Annotated in this window: 15 protein-coding genes and 1 riboswitch; of the genes, 5 read left to right on the plus strand and 10 right to left on the minus strand. The window is 43.7% G+C overall.

Going from position 1 to position 17,635, the window contains the following annotated elements:
* Positions 1–10 precede the first annotated feature (10 nt).
* Positions 11–217, plus strand: coding sequence for a hypothetical protein (locus tag H9629_RS01295; RefSeq protein ID WP_064094743.1), 207 nt, complete (start codon positions 11–13; stop codon positions 215–217).
* 59 nt (positions 218–276) lie between these two features.
* Here H9629_RS01295 and H9629_RS01300 read toward each other — a convergent pair whose 3' ends face one another.
* From H9629_RS01300 to H9629_RS01310, 3 genes are all read right to left on the minus strand, one after another.
* Positions 277–2,058 carry an acyl-CoA dehydrogenase C-terminal domain-containing protein gene (locus H9629_RS01300; protein ID WP_191730408.1) on the minus strand — a complete coding sequence of 594 codons (1,782 nt, stop codon included), beginning with the start codon at positions 2,056–2,058 and terminating at the stop codon, positions 277–279.
* A gap of 168 nt (positions 2,059–2,226) precedes the next feature.
* Positions 2,227–4,029, minus strand: a complete 1,803-nt coding sequence (locus H9629_RS01305; protein WP_064094741.1) for an acyl-CoA dehydrogenase C-terminal domain-containing protein — start codon at positions 4,027–4,029, stop codon at positions 2,227–2,229.
* 301 nt (positions 4,030–4,330) lie between these two features.
* Entirely contained in the window at positions 4,331–4,936 is a 606-nt protein-coding gene (locus H9629_RS01310; protein WP_064094740.1) for a hypothetical protein, read from the minus strand.
* A 135-nt stretch (positions 4,937–5,071) separates the two neighbouring features.
* Between H9629_RS01310 and baeS the strand changes: the two genes are divergently transcribed.
* Both baeS and H9629_RS01320 read left to right on the plus strand, forming a co-directional pair.
* Positions 5,072–6,724: a sensor histidine kinase efflux regulator BaeS gene (baeS, locus tag H9629_RS01315; RefSeq protein ID WP_191730409.1), complete on the plus strand. Its 1,653-nt coding sequence runs from the start codon at positions 5,072–5,074 to the stop codon at positions 6,722–6,724.
* Positions 6,725–6,737: 13 nt separating this feature from the next.
* On the plus strand, positions 6,738–7,424 hold the full coding sequence (locus H9629_RS01320) for a response regulator (protein ID WP_064094738.1): 687 nt from the start codon (positions 6,738–6,740) through the stop codon (positions 7,422–7,424).
* Between the two features lie 233 nt (positions 7,425–7,657).
* Here H9629_RS01320 and H9629_RS01325 read toward each other — a convergent pair whose 3' ends face one another.
* The 7 genes from H9629_RS01325 to H9629_RS01355 form a co-directional block, all read right to left on the minus strand.
* Positions 7,658–8,212 carry a GNAT family N-acetyltransferase gene (locus tag H9629_RS01325; RefSeq protein WP_191730410.1) on the minus strand — a complete coding sequence of 185 codons (555 nt, stop codon included), beginning with the start codon at positions 8,210–8,212 and terminating at the stop codon, positions 7,658–7,660.
* Between the two features lie 64 nt (positions 8,213–8,276).
* Positions 8,277–8,645, minus strand: a complete 369-nt coding sequence (locus H9629_RS01330; RefSeq protein ID WP_191730411.1) for an MmcQ/YjbR family DNA-binding protein — start codon at positions 8,643–8,645, stop codon at positions 8,277–8,279.
* A gap of 73 nt (positions 8,646–8,718) precedes the next feature.
* On the minus strand, positions 8,719–10,164 hold the full coding sequence (locus H9629_RS01335) for a protein adenylyltransferase SelO (RefSeq protein WP_191730412.1): 1,446 nt from the start codon (positions 10,162–10,164) through the stop codon (positions 8,719–8,721).
* Positions 10,165–10,297: 133 nt separating this feature from the next.
* On the minus strand, positions 10,298–11,464 hold the full coding sequence (locus tag H9629_RS01340; protein WP_191730413.1) for an acyl-CoA desaturase: 1,167 nt from the start codon (positions 11,462–11,464) through the stop codon (positions 10,298–10,300).
* A gap of 444 nt (positions 11,465–11,908) precedes the next feature.
* Positions 11,909–12,622: a glycerophosphodiester phosphodiesterase gene (locus H9629_RS01345; RefSeq protein WP_191730414.1), complete on the minus strand. Its 714-nt coding sequence runs from the start codon at positions 12,620–12,622 to the stop codon at positions 11,909–11,911.
* Between the two features lie 142 nt (positions 12,623–12,764).
* On the minus strand, positions 12,765–13,349 hold the full coding sequence (locus tag H9629_RS01350) for a cob(I)yrinic acid a,c-diamide adenosyltransferase (protein ID WP_191730415.1): 585 nt from the start codon (positions 13,347–13,349) through the stop codon (positions 12,765–12,767).
* Between the two features lie 92 nt (positions 13,350–13,441).
* Positions 13,442–15,280, minus strand: a complete 1,839-nt coding sequence (locus H9629_RS01355) for a TonB-dependent receptor plug domain-containing protein (RefSeq protein ID WP_191730416.1) — start codon at positions 15,278–15,280, stop codon at positions 13,442–13,444.
* A 37-nt stretch (positions 15,281–15,317) separates the two neighbouring features.
* Positions 15,318–15,528, minus strand: a riboswitch (cobalamin riboswitch).
* A 144-nt stretch (positions 15,529–15,672) separates the two neighbouring features.
* Between H9629_RS01355 and H9629_RS01360 the strand changes: the two genes are divergently transcribed.
* On the plus strand, positions 15,673–16,317 hold the full coding sequence (locus tag H9629_RS01360) for a phosphoribosylanthranilate isomerase (protein ID WP_064102310.1): 645 nt from the start codon (positions 15,673–15,675) through the stop codon (positions 16,315–16,317).
* Entirely contained in the window at positions 16,298–17,542 is a 1,245-nt protein-coding gene (gene trpB, locus H9629_RS01365) for a tryptophan synthase subunit beta (RefSeq protein WP_191730417.1), read from the plus strand. Before H9629_RS01360 ends, trpB begins: the two co-directional genes overlap by 20 nt.
* Positions 17,543–17,635: the final 93 nt, after the last annotated feature.

Below are 17,635 nucleotides of genomic sequence, written 5' to 3' on the forward strand. Positions count from 1 at the left end.
GGAGAAAAAAGTGTTAGATAAAATTCAAACAAAAATTAGCCAATTAGAAGCCGGAAAAAAATTAATCCTCGGCGTAGGCATTAAGGCTGAGGATATGCAAAAGGTGGTGGAACTTTGTGAGTCATTGGAGTCAGAGGGGAATATCAAAATTGTAAATAAACATTTGAACCCGAAAACGAATAATCAACCAGATACACTACTGATCCAAAAAGTTTAATTTTGGAGTCTAAAAAAACGCCTGCATCAGCAGGCGTTTTTTATTGCGGTTTTTTCAGTTTAAGCTTGGGTGGTAAAATAATCTTCAGAGAAGTTCATGATTACGTCAGCACCTGATTTTACTTTAGTAATGCGTACTGCCAGTTCAGGCAGGATACGTTGCACAAAGTAGCATGCCAGAGCGAGTTTATTTTTATAGAACTCACCCTCTTTATCTTTTGCTGCATTGGCAATGCGCGCAAACATATAAGAGAAGCTCAATAGACCTACTGCATGCAGATAGTCAACCGCAGCCGAGTTTGGAAAGTCATGACTTTCTTTTGCTGCTTCCAGAATATACTGAGTCACTGATTCAACTTCAGTGGCTGCATCCAGAGTAGCATCTTTAATGAAGTTCAGGTCTGCATCCAGGCTGTTGGCAAAGTCACGGATTTCAGAGATATATTCAGAGATATATTCACCGCCGCATTTAATGGTTTTACGACCGATCAAGTCTTGTGACTGTACGCCGTTGGTGCCTTCATAAATCTGGGAAATACGCAGGTCACGGATGCATTGCTCCACACCCCATTCACGGATATAGCCGTGGCCGCCAAAGACCATTTGCGCATCCAGGGTTGCCTGGAATGCAGTATCGGTCAGATACGCTTTTGCGATTGGTGTTAATAGCGCAACACGGTCATTGGCCTTTTTCACAGCTTCCGGATCGGTCGAGAACTTGGTGATATCCAGTTGTTGACCTACATATACCGCGAATGCACGCGAAGCTTCATTGTTGGCACGTGCATTCAGCAGCATACGGCGTACATCACCATGTACCAGAATACTGTCTGCAGGTTTGTTTGGCGACTGAACGCCAGCCGCACTACGACCCTGTAAACGGTCTGTCGCATATTGCGCAGCATTTTGGTAAGCAAATTCAGAAGCGCCCAAGCCCTGGATACCCATTGACAGGCGTTCATAGTTCATCATCACGAACATTGCCGCCAGCCCTTCATTTTCTTTACCAACCAGGTAACCTTTCGCACCGTCGAAGTTCATTACACACGTTGCAGATGCCTTGATCCCCATTTTGTGTTCAATCGAACCAGGGCCAACCGGATTGCGTTCACCCAGTGAACCATCTGCATTGACCAGGAATTTTGGTACGATGAACAGGGAAATACCACGAGAACCGGCAGGCGCATCAGGCGTTTTTGCAAGAACTAAATGAATGATGTTCTCAGCAAGGTCATGGTCACCGCCAGTGATGAAAATCTTGGTACCAGTAATGCTATAAGTACCATCATCATTACGTTCAGCTTTGGTCTTGATAATACCAAGATCGGTACCTGCATGCGGTTCAGTTAGGCACATGGTACCTGACCATTCACCAGAGTAAATTTTAGGCAGGTAAGTTTCTTTTTGCGCTTGAGAACCATAGCTGTTTAAAGCCATACCCGCACCCACTGAAAGAAGCGGGTAGAGCATGAAAGATGGATTGGTGGCAAAAAGCATTTCATCTGACAGAACGGTCAGCATTTTTGGCATTTCCTGGCCGCCCCATTCAGCATCAGCACCCAGGCCGATCCAGCCGCCCTCAGCATATTGTTTGAATGCTTCTTTAAAACCAGCAGGTGTGGTGACATTGCCATTTTCATATTTTGCACCTTCTTCATCACCTGTACGGTTCAGAGGAAGCGTGACATTTTGTGCAAACTTTGCCATTTCTTCAAGAATAGCTTCTGCTGTAGCAGTATCCAAGTGGGCAAGGTTTTCATTGGCTTGCCAGAACTGTTCTGCATTGAAGACATCGTTCAGAATGAATTTCATGTCAGCAAGTGGCGCGTTATAAATTGGCATAGTGTGTCACCTGTTTTATTGTTTGATTGGGTTGTTTGACTCAGTCTAAAGCATTAAAAATCTGAATGTTAGACGACTAAAGGTTAATTCTGTAACGCTTTATAAAGAAAAAGGACTGCCTGATGATGACCGTCCTTTTTCTTATTATGCATTTAAAACTGCACTAACTTAGAATGCGAAGTGTTCAGCATCTAAAGTCATTAACGGCTCTACACCTGTTGCAATTACGTCAACGTGTGCACGAACACGTGGCAGGATTTTCTTGAAGTAGAAACGTGCAGTAGTCAACTTGGCATTGTAGAAGTCTGCTTCAGTTGTACCAGCAGCAAGTGTTTCCTGAGCAACCAGTGCCATGCGTGCCCATAGGTATGCAAGGGTTACATAACCAGAGAAGTACAGGTAGTCAACCGCAGCTGCACCCACTTCTTCAGGGTTTTGCATCGCACGCATACCAATCTGCATGGTCAGGTCGCCCCATTCCTTGTTCAATGCCGCAAGCGGTTCAACAAACTCTTGCATTGCAGCATTGTCTTTGTTTGCTTCAGCAAATTTATGGATGATCTTGGTGAAGTCTTTCAACATTGCACCTTGAGTACCCAGAACTTTACGGCCTAACAAGTCCAGTGCCTGGATTTCAGTCGTACCTTCGTACAGGCAAGCAATACGTGTATCACGTACAATTTGCTCCATACCGTGCTCAGAAATAAAGCCATGACCACCGAATACCTGTACACCGTGTTTCGCAGCTTCAGAACCGGTTTCAGTCAGGAACGCTTTTGCGATAGGTGTGAGCAGTGACAAGATGTTGTCTGCAAATTTACGGTCTGCTTCTTCCGATGCATGTTCAACCACGTCAGCGTATTGTGCTAACAGGTAAACCAGGGCACGACCACCTTCTGCATATGCTTTTTGCGTCAACAGCATATTACGTACCGCAGGATGCACAATGATTGGATCTGCGTCTTTTTCAGGTGCTTTAGGACCACTTAAAGAACGCATCGCCAGGCGGTCTTTTGCATATGCAAGTGCGCCTTGGAATGAACCTTCAGATGCTGCAAGACCTTGAACTGCTGTACCGATACGTGCTGTGTTCATGAACGTGAACATGCAGTTTAGACCACGGTTTTCAGGCCCAATCAGGTAACCTTTTGCGTTATCAAAGTTGATCACACACGTTGCGTTACCATGGATACCCATTTTGTGTTCGATCGAACCACAACGTACGCCATTGCGGTCAGCGATTGAACCGTCAGCATTCAGGTTGAATTTTGGTACGATGAACAGAGAAATACCTTTGGTACCTTTCGGTGCGCCAGGAAGGCGAGCCAGTACAATGTGGATGATGTTCTCTGCCATGTCATGTTCACCAGCAGAGATAAAGATTTTCTCGCCAGAGATTGCATAGCTGCCGTCAGCTTGTGGCTCGGCTTTGGTACGGATAATACCTAAGTCAGAACCTGCGTGAGATTCGGTCAGACACATCGTACCCGTCCACTCGCCTGAAACCAGTTTAGGCAGATAGGTATCTTTTTGTTCTTGAGAACCGTGGTGTTCTAAAGTACGAACTGCACCGTGAGACAGACCCGGGTACATACCCCATGCCCAGTTCGCAGTACCGACCATTTCAGAAATTGTGATGCCTAAAGAGTTAGGAAGACCTTGGCCGCCATATTGCTCTTCAGCAGAAAGAGAAGGGAAGCCCAGCTCGATATATTTTTGGTATGCTTCTTTAAAACCAGTTGGAGTGGTGACAACGCCATCATTCCAGGTACAGCCTTCACGGTCACCGGTCTGGTTAATAGGAGATAATTCATTTTCACAGAAGTCTGCTGCAGCTTCTAAGTACTGATCCACCAGCTCACGGCTTACGTTTTCTTGGAATGCAGGGAGATTTGCATAGTGTTGTTCAGCATTTAATAACTCATGCAAAACGAATTGCATATCACGTAAAGGCGCTTTGTATTGTGGCATATCGGGTTCCTCAATACTGGTTGAACCAGCGTTATAATCTTAGATGAACTAAAACCTGTCGTCACTGACATGGTTTGGAATAGTCTAATCGTGCAACAACTTCCCTTGCGGTACAAGCTTTTTGAGGTGATTTGTTGGTGACTGTAAAGTCAAAGATTAATCTGAATAGTGCCTTAAATGTCTTGCGTATAAAGACTTTAGTCATATTCTGCAGGAAAGGAATAGTCAACTGTATGCAAAAAAGTGCACACAATAAAAAAGCACCCGAAGGTGCTGATGGTGACGCATTGATTCCTATGTATTAATAGGCAGGCGCTTTAGGCTGGAAACGAACAAGGCATTTGCCATTGATGGTGTGTTCACCCATCTTGATCTGTACTGCAGTACCGTCTTTTTTACCTTGACAGGCTTGGCGCATTGCCTGTTGATGTGCCTGACGTTGAGCCAGACGCTGATCAAACTGTTTGGTTAATTCTGCACGTTGGGCATCAGTCAGGACTTCGCCACGCATCATGCTTCCACGCATGTCACCACGCATTGGACCATATTCAGCTTGCATGCCGCGATATTCGCCACGTTGACCTTTCATCTCTTTACGATCTGCTTTAAAGACCATCTGGCAGGTACCATCTATAGTTTTATCGCCACTCTTGACCTGAATGGCTGAACCAGCAGCTTTATTGTCGCAGGCCTGTTGAAGCTGTTTGGCAAACTGCATCCGTTCTGCACGTTTCGCCTTAAACTGCTCACGCTGTTCAGGGCTTAGATGATGTTTTTTACCTTCATGATGTTTCATCATGTGGGGGTGATCACTACTTTGCACATTGCTGGTAGATTGACAGGCAGTCAAGGCACCCATTGATAAAACACTGGCACTGATTAATGCTATTTTTGTCATGGTTTGCATATGATTTATCCCGTTAAAGGTCTGATTCTTTTGATCGTTAAAGATTAAACAATAAAGATGTAGAAACAATGAAGGGTTTTTTGATGCAGTGTTCGCTACAATAATGAATATAGAAGAAAAATTGAGATTTCTATTTTGAACATTCGCCGTATTCCCATTGCATTACGTCTATTTTTGACTGTGCTGTTGACCACGCTGGTCATTACCACGGTGAGTCTGGGTGTATTGCATCTGAATATGCAGCGTAATTTTGCCCGCTATGTCGCCGATGTCGAAATGCAGAAGCTGGATTATGTGATTGAAAATCTGGCAGATGTTTATGCGGTCTATCAGGACTGGGGTAATGCGGTTCAGGCACAGATTCTCCAGATAGAAGGTGAAGCCGCACCGGATGATTATGACCGTTTATCACGTTGGTGGCTGCGCCGTCAGTATGATATTGCCTTGCAGCAGCGTTATTTTCAGGAACAGACCCTGGCTCAGGTCGCACCCAGTATGGTAGATCCGGCGCTGCCACAACGTCAGGTCAATGAAGAAGAATTACGTGTGCTGGCATCTAATTTGCCTTCACAGTTTCAGCCCTTTGAAGGTTTGAAATTCCCGCTCAGCTCCAATCAGAATCTGTTTAGATCTGACCGCAAGAATGGGGAACAGCCAGCACAGCAACCGACTGGCAAGAAGCAGTTTATCCAGATGCCGGATCGTCTTGGTCTCAGTTCACGTCTTTCCCTGTATGATGCCAAGCGTCGTTTTGTGGTCGGTGAGGCTTCGGATGAGCAGGTCTCCTATCGTCCGATTATGGTAAATAACCAGATTGTCGGCTATTTGGGCTTAAAACCGGTACTAGACCAAGATGATGCCTTAAGTATCAATTTCTTTAGTAACCAGAAGCGTTATTTATTTCTGGTATATGCACTCAGCGTTCTGGCAAGTCTGATTGCTTCTTTGTTACTGGCGACTTATTTTAAAAAGCCGATTCAACGTCTGCTGAATGGTACGCGAGCCTTAACCCAGGGTAATTATCAATATCAGATTAAAGTGAACCGCAATGATGAACTGGGTGATTTATCCAATGAACTAAATGCATTGGCAGTAATTCTGGATCAGCATGAAACCTCACGCCGTCAGTGGGTGGCAGATACTTCGCATGAATTAAAAACCCCACTGGCAGTATTGCAGGCACAGATTGAAGCAATGCAGGATGGAATCCGTAAACCAACCCCTGAGCATTTTGCTTCCATGCTGGCGCAGGTGAGTAGCCTGAAAAAGCTGACTCAAGATCTGGCTGCACTGGCACAGGCAGATGCCCAGCAATTGCAATTTTATTTCTCGACGGTCAATCCTTGGGAAGTGGTACAGCAGGAACTTATCAACTTCCAGCCGAACTTTGAACAGGCTGAATTGACAGTCACTGCAGAGGGTGAAGGTACTGAGTTAAATCTGGATCTGGATCGTTTTAAACAGATTGTGGCGAACTTGCTGAGCAACAGTATTCGCTATACTGAAGCAGGCGGGCAGGTTCATATTCATACCACACAGGATGATAAAGAATGGACCCTGTATGTTGATGACAGTCCGTATGGCCTGACCGATGAACAGCTGGCACGTATTGGTGAACGTTTCTACCGTGTCGATGATTCACGTACCCGGGCCACTGGCGGAACCGGCCTTGGTTTGGCATTATCATGTAAAATTACGCAGGCGCTGGGCGGCAGCTTAAGCTTTGCACATTCACCGTTGGGTGGTTTGCGATGCAAGCTGAGCTTTCCTAAACAAATGAAACCATGAAGGGAATATATTGATGAAACATATCATGCTGGTTGAAGATGAAATCGAACTCGCACAGTTGGTGCGAGACTATCTGGAAGCTGCTGGTTTTGAGGTCAGTATGTTTCATGATGGGCAGGAAGCATATAACAGCTTTACCCAGCGTAAACCGAGTCTGATGATTCTGGATCTGATGGTGCCGCGTATGGACGGTCTGACCATTTGCCGTAAAGTACGAGAACAGTCAGATTTGCCAATTATCATGGTGACCGCGCGTACCGAAGAGATTGATCGCGTGCTGGGGCTGAATATGGGGGCTGATGATTATATCTGTAAGCCATTTAGTCCAAAGGAGCTGGTAGCACGGGTACAGGCTGTGTTACGTCGTTTGGACCGTAAATCAGAACCGGAAAGCAATGACCTGTTCCGCATGGACAAATCCCAGCAACGGATCTGGTACCAGCAAAAAGCTTTGAACCTGACACCGACTGAATTCCGTTTACTGGAATTATTCCTGGAACATGTTGGACAGGTCTATTCTCGTGCGCAATTGCTGGATCATATCAATCCGGACAGTTTTGATGTCGCAGACCGGGTCATTGACAGTCATATCAAAAACCTGCGCCGCAAGATTTCCGATGCAGCTGAAACCGGTAACCGTCATGAGTGGATTCAGGCGGTGTATGGGGTCGGTTACCGTTTTGAATATCCTGAAGACTGATTAAGTTTTTAATGTTTAAGAGAAGCGAATGGGTGAGTACTTATTCGCTTTTTTTATAAAGCATTATTCTTTTGATTTTATGAAAAGAACAGGACACTTGTATAATGCCTCCTGGATCATTTTTAGAGGGTTCTGAAACCTAGGGTTTTTGATGGTTAAGAACTTATTCTGAAAATTATTTATTACTTTTTTAGATTCTGATTGAGTGCGAAAAACTGTTGGCTATCAATATTTTAATTTATTTCAATATAATAATGAATACAGTCTCTAGTATCCTCACCGATTAAAGGAAATCTTGCCCAATTTTTTAAAATGCCTGTTTGGGTGAAACCTGATTTCATCAGGGTGCTTTTTGATCTGCTATGTTCTGCATTACAAAAAGTCTCAATTCTTTCAAGAGTGCTATTATTTTTTAAATAGGTAATTACAGCTTTTAGTGACTCTTGCATGAATTCTTGTCCTTGAAATTTTTTTCCTAGTCCAAAGTGGATTTCCCCACAACTCTCTTTATTAAAAAGCAATACAATTCCCAGAGCCAAATCCGTTTTCTTGTCGCTAACAATCCAGGCAAAATTTTTATCTGGGTCTTCCCAGTTGACCCCACACCAATTTTCCAACATGTTTTTTGTCTGACTTATATTTTTATGTGGCATTCTCTGGAGATATTTGCTCGCTTCCCAGTCTCCGAAATATTCAGTAAAGAGAGAATTTTCATCCCCAGTCTGAAATTTACGTAAATTTAGACGATCAGTTTTTATAGGCGAAGCTAATACTTTGTGAGTTTTCATAGTTATTTAATTTAAAATTCTAGCCTTAGTTTAAAAATATATGATCAGTTTATTCAAGTACAGCTTAAATGCTCCTAAGTAATTTAATTCTCTGTTGATCTGTTTTATTTAACTTTGCTACCACCCGCTCATAAGAATTCAGTACCAAATCTTGGATCAAAGCTTCATCCAGATATTCACTCTCGTAAACTGAAATCCAATGCTGTTTATTCATATGCCAGCCAGTACGAATATATGGATAAATATCCCGCAGCATTGCACCGTGCTCAGGCTCGACTTTTAAATTAATGGCAGCTTTACCTCGCAAATGAAAAGTCAGCATAAAGACTTTATCCATGACTTTATAAACATCGCAGCCCTCACCAAAAGGCTGGGTGACTGTTATTTCAGGAAGTTTTAAAGCAGTTTGGGCAGTAAGAGTGTGTAAGGTCATAAGCTGTGAATAAATAAAAAAACTGTGGATAGTGTTTAAATTATCCACAGTTTTTATTTTAGATGTGAATAAATTAAGAAGAACAGCTGACCATTACTTCTGGCACATCACTTGGCAATGGTGCTAAATCTTCAGGCTGTTCCAGATCTGAATGTTTCTGATAAGGCTGACTCAATAATTTAAACAGGCGGTCTACTTCAGAAAAATCATCCCGCTCTGCCAGTTCAATGGCTTTCTGTGCCATATGATTTCGCAGAATATAATGCGGATTGGCCAGTTGCATGGCGGCATCCAATTCTTCTATATCCTGGTGTTCACGGATAGATTCATATTGCGCCAGGAATGCTTCAAACTGGCGTCGGTCCAGGCAATCATCTTTAAGGGCTTCATAGTCTTTATTTTGCAACCGGATAAAACTCTGGGTGTAGTCCAGTTGCTCACTTTGCAAAATTCGCAAGAATGCCATTGCACAGTCAAAACTGTCTTTATGGAAACTTGGCAACCCCATTTTCTGGTTTAAACCATGTTCATAATGTTCCAGGAAAGTTGGTTCATAGTGTTCCAGACATTGGGAAAGATCTTGTTTCCACTGTTCTTTATCATAGTCTATAGGGCAGAGCGAAATCAGGTTATTCAACCACATCCATAAATTCCAGTGTCCGATACTGGGCTGCTGCTGATAGGTGTAACGGCCCTGATAGTCCGAATGGTTATTGATCCAGTTCGGACGGAAACGTTCCATAAAACCATAAGGGCCAAAGTCGAGTGTTGATCCGGTAATATTCAGGTTGTCGGTATTCATGACGCCATGTGCAAAACCGACCAGTTGCCATTTGGCAATCATGACGGCAGTGCGCTGAATGACTTTTTTGGCAAAGGCTAATATAGGCTGTTTAGCTTGCAGACATTCCGGATAATGCCACTCAATACATTTTTGCGTGAACTCAACTAATACATCTGGTTGATATTGATTGATCCACTCGAAATGACCGAAACGGATATGACAATCCGAAGTGCGCAACATCATCGCGCCCGGCTCCAGCTTCTCGCGCTGAATTCCCTGCGTGGACGAGGTAAATCCAACTGCATTACTGGATGCGACACCCAAAGCATTCAAGGCATGACCTGCCAGATACTCACGGATAACTGAACGCAGTACGGCCCGGCCATCGCCCATACGCGAATAAGGCGTAGACCCAGCACCTTTTAAATGCAGGTCAATAGTCTGATTATTTTTATCCAGAATTTGCGCAATCAGCAGCCCGCGACCATCTCCCAACTGTCCTGCCCATTGTCCAAACTGATGGCCTGCATAGACCATGGCTAAGGGTTCAAACTCAGCAAAGACTTTCTGACCACTACAAATCTCGACCCATTGTGCCTTGTCTTCGTCCGACCATTGCAGCTGTTCTGCCAATACTGCATTAAAATGTCCGGCTTTTGCGCCTTTTAACGGAAGGGGAAGCTGATGATGATAGAGACAGGACGGAAGTGTTTGATAGCGAGAATTAAAATACATGGCATTCAGTACAGGCTAGGAGTAAATGAACTATAACAAAGATAGTTGTATAAAACTGTTGTATAAGCGAGAGTTCACGTTATCTTTCAGCATAAAAAAAGCCCCGAGCGGGGCTTTTCGTTTTGACAGATTTTTATTGAGAAACTGCAGATTTTTTCAAATTACGAACCAGTAAGTTCAAGGTCTCACGGTGATGGGAAAGACGTTGTTCTACCAGCTGGAATTCAACTTTCAATTTGTCATCCATCTGGTGAATCTTTTCAGCCATCGATGCTTTCTTGACCTGAATTTCCTGTTCTTTCAACTTCGCCCAGTCATTTAAAGTTTGGGTAAAAGCATCATATTCCTGTGCAATCTTGGTTTTCACTGTCGAGATATCTTCAGAAACGTCATGGCCATAAACTGCAAGATCCTGTTCAGCATATTTAAACTTCATTGCCAATTCCGCTTTTTTGATATTAAAGCTAGGAATACGGCGCAAGTTTTTTGCTAAACCGAGTTTAGAGCAGGTCCAGATCAACCATTTGGTTGGATCATACTGCCACCATTTCACGCCGTTACGGTAGTCGTACTGGAAAATGTGGTGATAGTTATGATAACCCTCACCCCAAGTTGCAATTGCGAGTACAAAATTGTCACGCGCAGTATTTTCGTCAGTATATGGACGATTCCCCCACATATGGCACAGTGAGTTGATGAAGAAAGTGACGTGATGGCTCAAAATTAAACGCATTAATCCGCCTAACAGCAATACACCCCAGACATCGCCTACCATCAAGCCAATAGGTAATAAAATTGCGGCATGAACGGCAATCACTAATGGAACGTAGTATTCGTCCTGAAACATCACTACTTTATCTTTTAACAGATCTGGCGCATTTTTGTAGTTGGCTACACCGGATGGATAATCACGTAACATCCAGCCAATATGTGCATACCAGAAGCCTCGATTAATCGAGTACGGGTCTTGCTCCACGTCATCAACATGGCGGTGATGGGTACGGTGACCAGATGCCCAGAATAAAATACTATTCTGTACTGCAAAGGTACCCATGATCATCAAGATGATTTTTAATGGTAAGGTGGCTTCATAAGCACGATGTGCCCACAGGCGATGGTATCCTGCTGTAATGCCAAGGCTGCTTACGCCCAGTAAAACAAACATACTGATCCAAGCGGCAACACTAAAATCATGGTGATACGCATACAACGGAATCGCAATCAGGGCTACGATTGGTAAAAATACCAAGGCAAACACAGCAATCCAGTTGATGGGGGCTTTGGGTAAGGGAGCATTCATCTCCAACAGCACTCCTAGAACCTCGAAAGGTTTAACAATAAGCAGAAACCGCTGTTCGTTTTAACAGCAGCCTATCTTGTTCATATTAGCATGTGGTCTAGGGCTTCACTAGCATTATTGTACGGTTGTATTGTACTTGTGAGTCTTGGAATAAGCCGGCGAAAACTGCCATTTTTCCAAGCTGGATAAGCCCTGATTTCTGTCTAAGTGGCTGAGGATTATCAACCTTTTATTTTTTTATTTTTGGCTTAGGATAGCTGAAAGGGTTGTTCATAATTTCTACAAGATTGCATATCAGTTTGCAGACAGATGCGGAAAATAAACCTAAGTTAACCTAGACTTAGCATAAGTTTAAGCAGATTCTCTATTTTTAAAAAATTGATGAGGGTAAAGATATAAACAAGAAGATAACTGCAAATTTATTATGTAAATGAGACTAGTACTTTAAAGCTGTTGCAGCATCAGTTTTGGATAATCTGTAATTAAGCCCTGAATACCCCAGTCCCGAAGCTGCTTGGCACGCGTCACATCATTGACCGTCCAGACACTGATATTTAGCTCGGCTGCCTGCGTAGCCTGGATCAGGTCTTGGCTAACCAGTTCATTCATCCAGCCAATATGACAGCATCCCAGTTCCAGCGCCTGATCAATGGCTTGGTGTTTGACATCGGTTTCAATCAACAAACCGCGTTTTAAGCAGGAGTTTTGCTGTTTCAAGGCATTCAGGATTTTCGCATCAAAGCTGGTAACAATAGCTGCCTGCTCATAGCCTTGCAGTTGTTGTTCGACTTCTAATGCTATTTTTTCGGCTGCTGCTTCGGAGTCAACGCTTTTGATTTCAACTTCAATATGTTCAAAATTTCGAATGACATTTAAGGTTTGATCAAGGAGCGGAGTGGCTTCGATTTTATTCCATTCTGACCATTTGACTGCATGATTATATTGGACAAGATCTTGACGGTTACACTCATACAAAGGTTTCTGCAAGCCGGTGGTACGAACAAAATTGTCGTCATGCATGATGATTAAAGCATTGTCTTTGAGTTGACGAACATCAAACTCAACGGCGCGAATGCCGATTTCCTGAATATACTGAAAACCGCCCAAGGTATTTTCAGGGGCTTCGCCACGTGCACCACGATGTCCAATTATGCGCATAAGATGCTCATGAGTGGGAAAGTTAAGTTCATTTTGCGAGGGCTACGTGACAGAAGGATGACACTATCTATTTTCGTCAGATGCCCTATAAAATCAAGACACATCTGACGCGTATTTTTAGATGCTAATCTGGAAGCTGATTTTACTTTTCGATGCTGTCATTGATATTTTTTTGCCAGAGCACTTCAGAACCACCCTCAGCGCGTTGCAGGGTACGTGATGCGACAAATAACCAGTCGGATAGACGGTTGAGTAGTTGTAGCGATGCAGCCTGAATATTTTGGTCACGGTGGTGGACTGACATCACGCTGCGTTCGGCGCGACGACAGACTGCACGAGCCTGATGGGCAAAGCTGCACACCAGCGTTCCAGCAGGCAGAATAAAGTCTTTTAACATCGGCAAAGTTTCATTCATACGGTCGATATCATTTTCCAGAAACTCAATCGATACCGGTTGCACCAGATTAAAACCCGGAATACACACTTCACCACCCAGATCAAATAGCCAGTGCTGGATCAGACTTAGGGATTTATCCCAAGGAGTTTTATCTTCAATAGTGCTTGCAGAAATCTGCGCGCGTAATACGCCAATTACTGCATTCAGCTCATCGACATCACCCAGCGCGGTAATACGCAAGTCATCTTTGGCAACGCGTGAGCCATCACCAAGCCCTGTAGTGCCCGAATCGCCTGTGCGCGTGTAGATTTTACTTAAACGGTGACCCATTTGAATTCCTTGATTTTTTAAATGCTGAATATAAAAAGAATCATGCCATAGGCATGACATGATTCTCAAAAGTATTTCTAAAAAGGTTGCACTTAGTATTTAAAGGTCACACCCGCAGAAGCGAGTCGGCCACCGTTCACATAGTACTGGTCGCCAGCACTATGCACAGTTTTGTATTTCACATCACCGACATTTTCAATGTTAGTAAACAGTTTAACTGTGGGATTAATATTCCAATAGGCATTTAAGTCAACACGTGCATAACCTGGAATATCACGACTAAAGTCCTTCGCTTTCGATTTTGCTACCAGTGCAGCACTTAAACCGTAATCCGCATTTTGTAGACCTGTCGATACAGTGAATGACTGACGAGGGCGACGTAATAGCTCTGAATTCTGTTTCGTATCTTCAGTTTTGACATAAGTGTAACCGGCATTAATAAAGAACTGATCTTTTACCCATTGTGCCGTCAATTCGCCGCCAGTCATCTTGGCTTGATCAATGTTCTGGTTTTGGTAAATCGGAAAGGTATTGACCCAGTCGCCATTACAGGTACTGACACAAATGGAGTTGATTAAATTATCGACTTCCGTATAGAAAACGGAAGCACCTGCCAAAATATTTAATGGAAGTTTTTGATCTATCCCCATTTCATACGAAATGCTTTCTTCAGGCTTCAATTGATCATTGCCGCCAAAAGCATACATATCATTTAAAGTCGGTGCCTTAAATGCTGAACCAATATTGGTATAAATGCTGGTATTAGGAAGCAGTTGATAACGGATACCACCTTGTGCAACGGTATGTGAGCCAAATTTTTCGTTATCTTCGATACGCACACCCACCTGAGTGCTTAAGCTATTTGTCTGATACTGGTGCTGAATATAGTAGCCTGTTGAATTAATGTCTTCATCAAGATCCTGGGTTTTTGCATCGGTATTACGCTGGGTAATGCCCAGTAAAACATTTTGTGCTGCCGTGAAATTCCATTTGCCATAGATTTCTGCTTCTTGCGTGGTGCTATGTACAAAGCTGCTTGAGGTGACCTGATCTAAGTCATCTTTAAACTGAGATAGACGTGCATTAATTTCAGTGGCTTGTGTTGGGTTAATACGACCTTTTAAATTTACAATTTCATTTTGAAAATCTTGGCTGGAAAATGCACCCCAATTACTGTATTGGACATTTCCTGAATTTTGACTGTAATCGAGTGATGTTGCATAACGCTCTTTTTCAATACCGAATTTTGCACTATAGCCTTTTTGATCATAACTGTAGTTACGGTTGTCATTGATATTGAATACAGGTGTGCCATCAGTTTCTATAACTTGACCGCGAATCTGCGCATACACCCCATTTTCTGCCAAGTCAGCCCCAATAATTGATTTGTAGGTTTGATTCTCACCAATTTCACCTGTTACAAAGGCACCCGTTTTTTCAGGCGTTTTTGTTACAAACTGCACTACACCACCAATTGCATCTGTACCATAAAGCACAGAAGCAGGGCCTTTTAAGACTTCAATCTGTTTAAGATCTGTGGTGTCTAAAAATGGAATAGACGCTGCACCTGTGGTGGCTGTATTTAAACGAACACCATCACGTAGTACCAAAACTTGATTGGAATTGGTGCCGCGTAAGAAAATAGAAGTTTGCTGGCCATAACCACCCGATTGCACGACATTAATACTTGGGTCTGTTTTAAGTAAATCTGGTAGTGCTTTAAGAGGTGACTGCTCAAGAATTGCAGGTTCAATAATCGAAATACGCGCTGGCACATTTTCAATTTTTTCTCCAGAGCGAGTCGCCGTGACTACAATGGTATCTAAAGATGCTTTTGCAACTTTTTGCTCGGTGGCATGAACAGATGAAGTGGTACCCAACGCAAGTGCGATCGCACCTACCAAGGCAGTAGGTTGAAATTGAATAGACATGAAATGCTCCATACATTCACTTCCCCGTGAATGATTGAGTTATAGAACACAACAAGCAGGTTTCCGGACTTAAATGTGCAAAGCAGCGACTTTGCTGTATATCCACCTTCCCACATCAAGATGCAGTGGTGTAAACCGAAGGGTTTAAATTGAGATACGTTTCATTTTTTACCGTTGCGGGGGCAGTGCTGGATTTACACCAGCTTCCCTAAAGCCTGAAGGCTTGGACTTGCTGCAAAGTGAGCGCAGTATAAAGTCAGGATGGCGGATACACAATCTGCATCAAGAATAATCCGGATGAACTTTACGCAAGTCAGGAAAATTGCATTACAATGATTTGCCCCAATCTTATAGATTGTTCAATACATTGGTAGATATAGAGCCAACATAATATGCGAACCCGTGCCAAAATTTGTGGAATCACCCGAGTTGAAGATGTACATGCCGTAGTCAATGCTGGCTGTGATGCGATAGGATTTGTATTTTATCCACCGAGTCCGCGGCATGTCACTTTAGAGCAGGCTGAAATCCTGATCCGGGCGGTTCCAGCTTATGTGCAGGCCGTAGGTTTATTTGTAAATAGTCGCGCAGATGAAATTCAGGATATTCTGAAAACTGTTCCACTGGATATTTTACAATTTCATGGTGATGAAACGCCTGAACAATGTCAGGCCATCGCCCAGCAGGTGGGGCGCCGCTGGTATAAAGCCATTCAGGTGCAACCTGATCTGGATGTGGTTGCAGAAATTCAGCGTTATCAAGATGCAGGCGCAAGTGCAGTACTGTTAGACGCATGGCATCCTGACCTGAAAGGTGGCACAGGGCACAGCTTCGATTGGGATACATTTCCCAAACTCAATATTCCCTTGATCTTGGCAGGCGGTTTAAATCCTGACAATATCGAACAGGCAATTCTCACCACACAGGCGTATGCCGTGGATGTGAGTGGCGGTGTCGAGTCCGCAAAAGGTATTAAAGACCAACAACTCATAGAACGCTTTATGCAAGGAGTCCATCGTGGATCAGCAAAGTACTAGCCAGAACAGTCAGGCAGTTGACTATACCCAATTCCCGGATGAACGCGGGCATTTCGGTATTCATGGCGGACGTTTTGTGTCAGAAACACTCATGGCGGCTTTAGAAGACTTGGAAAAGCTCTATTTTCGTATGAAAGATGATGCGCAGTTTTTGGCAGAATTTGACCGTGACATGGCGTTTTACGTCGGTCGTCCGAGTCCTTTATATCATGCTGAACGATGGTCGAAAGAGTTGGGTGGCGCACAGATTTACCTGAAACGTGAAGACCTGAACCATACCGGTTCTCACAAAGTAAATAATACAATCGGTCAGGCCTTACTGGCGAAGCTTTCCGGCAAGAAACGTATTATTGCCGAAACAGGGGCAGGCCAGCACGGTGTAGCAACGGCAACGATTGCAGCACGTTTAGGTCTTGAATGCGTAGTATTCATGGGCGCAGACGATGTAAAACGTCAGGCGATGAACGTCTACCGTATGCGTTTATTAGGTGCGACGGTTGTGTCGGTAGAAAGTGGATCTAAAACATTGAAAGATGCCATGAACGAAGCCATGCGTGACTGGGTGACCAATGTGGATTCAACTTACTACGTCATTGGTACCGTGGCAGGTCCACATCCATATCCGCAACTGGTTCGTGATTTCCAGTCGATCATCGGTCGTGAAGCACGCCGTCAGATTCAGGAACAGGCAGGCCGTCTGCCAGATGCACTGGTCGCATGTGTCGGTGGTGGATCCAATGCCATGGGCTTGTTCTACCCATTCCTGAATGATCAGGACGTGAAAATGTACGGAGTAGAAGCAGCAGGTCTGGGTATTGAAACTGGTAAGCACTCTGCACCGTTAAATGCCGGACATGTGGGCGTATTACACGGTAACCGGACTTACCTGATGTCTGATAAAGAAGGTCAGATCATTGAAACTCATTCAATTTCTGCAGGTCTGGACTATCCGGGTGTGGGGCCGGAACATAGCTTCCTGAAAGATATGGATCGTGTGAACTATGTACCAATTACAGATACTGAAGCATTACAGGGTTTCCGTGATTTAACCAAGATTGAAGGCATTATTCCGGCGCTGGAAAGTGCACATGCCATGGCTTATGTCACTAAACTTGCACCGACCATGGACAAGGATCAGATTATTATTGCGACGGTTTCAGGTCGTGGTGATAAGGACTTGATGACTGTGGCACGCATTGATGGCGTAGAAATGGTTGAGATGTAAGTTCCTTAAAGTTCTCTCCTTATAGGAGAGGGTTTGGGAGAGGTTATTTCAAATAAAAAATCGTGCTAATAAAACTTAGCACGATTTTTTTAT

It is taken from the genome of Acinetobacter pecorum (genome assembly GCF_014837015.1).
GTDB classification, from domain to species: domain Bacteria; phylum Pseudomonadota; class Gammaproteobacteria; order Pseudomonadales; family Moraxellaceae; genus Acinetobacter; species Acinetobacter pecorum.